Origin of the sequence: Myroides sp. N17-2 (assembly GCF_002286775.1) — a bacterium.
Taxonomy (GTDB): domain Bacteria; phylum Bacteroidota; class Bacteroidia; order Flavobacteriales; family Flavobacteriaceae; genus Flavobacterium.
On the sequence record NZ_NSGJ01000099.1, the window covers coordinates 1 to 1,487 of the forward strand.

Annotated in this window: 2 protein-coding genes; both read left to right on the top strand. The window is 33.6% G+C overall.

All coding sequences use genetic code 11. The features are described from left to right. Positions 1-255 precede the first annotated feature (255 nt). Positions 256-981, top strand: coding sequence for an SAM-dependent methyltransferase (locus tag CF599_RS19235; protein ID WP_121967529.1), 726 nt, complete (start codon positions 256-258; stop codon positions 979-981). A 15-nt stretch (positions 982-996) separates the two neighbouring features. Further along, the gene (locus CF599_RS19240; RefSeq protein ID WP_121967530.1) at positions 997-1,368 is read left to right on the top strand and encodes a VOC family protein; all 372 of its coding nucleotides are present in this window, start codon (positions 997-999) and stop codon (positions 1,366-1,368) included. Positions 1,369-1,487 lie beyond the last annotated feature (119 nt).

Consider the following 1,487-nt stretch of genomic DNA (forward strand, 5'->3'; position numbering starts at 1 on the left):
ACTAAAAACTCAGGTAAAATCATTTTTATAAACTCAATATAGTTTTCCACGTTTATTATTTATCATTACAAAGATCTGTAGTTTTTAATTCACACACAACTTTTGAGATTGATCCGATTAAAGCACACTGTAGTGTGGTTTTAGAGCTAATTGAAGCTATGTAAAGTATAATTAATTTGCAGTAAATGGTAGTTGCAGATTTGAGGTACTATACTTTATCTTTACCTTTGTACTTTATACGAGAGAAAATTACAAATGAAAGACTCTATACCTGCAGGTACACTTTACCTTATTCCTATTACTTTAGGAGAAACTACTAATCCAATGGATGTTTTACCACAAACTGTAAAACGCTCAATCGAAATGCTTGATATTTTTATTGTAGAGAACGAAAAGACTGCTAGAAAATTCATTAAAAGCATCTGTCCCGAAAAGAAACAATCAGACCTAATCCTATACCCTCTTAATAAACACACTACTACAAGTGAATATAAAGAGTACATCAAACCTCTTCTAGAAGGTAAAAGCGTTGGGGTAATGAGTGAAGCAGGATGCCCTGGTGTTGCAGACCCTGGAGCTGTGATCGTAGATTTAGCACATAAGAGAAATATCAAAGTAACTCCACTAGTAGGTCCTTCATCTATATTGTTATCTCTAATGGCATCTGGTATGAATGGTCAAAGCTTTGCTTTTAACGGATACCTACCAATAGACAAAAGTGATAAAAAAACAACCCTTAAGGCTTTAGAGAAACTTTCTCAAGACAAAAACCAATCACAACTATTCATAGAAACACCTTATAGAAACAATCAGTTACTACAAGATATGGTACAGATACTACAGCCTAATACCTTAGTCTGTGTGGCCTGTGATATTACCTTAGAAACTGAGTTTATACAGACTAAGCCAGCTTCTCAGTGGAAGAATACAAAAGAAGATTTACACAAAAGACCGTGTATCTTTATCATTCACAAGAACTAATCACATCTATTGATAATGACTAATCCTGCAGTATATTTTGAGATTCCAGTAACTGACTTAAAAAGAGCGATCAACTTTTATGTTACAGTATTCAACTTTACTTTCGAAGAAGAACTCTTCGACGAATTAGAAATGGCGTATTTTCCATTTAGTATAGATAACAAAGGGATTACAGGCGCCTTAGTCAGAGGAGAAATCTATAAACCTACTCTAGATGGTGTATTGCTATATCTAGGCACAAATGATATTAAAAACACGCTAGACAAAGCGCAGTCACTTGGTGCTGAGATCTTATACAATATTAATACACATACAGAACTAGGCTTTGCAGTTGCAGAGTTTAAGGACAGCGAAGGCAATAGAATAGGATTACATCAGACGCTATAAAACGGATCAATCTCAAAAGTTGTGTGTGAATTAAAAACTACAGATCTTTGTAATGATAAATAATAAACGTGGAAAACTATATTGAGTTTATAAAAATGATTTTACCTGAGTTTTTAGTA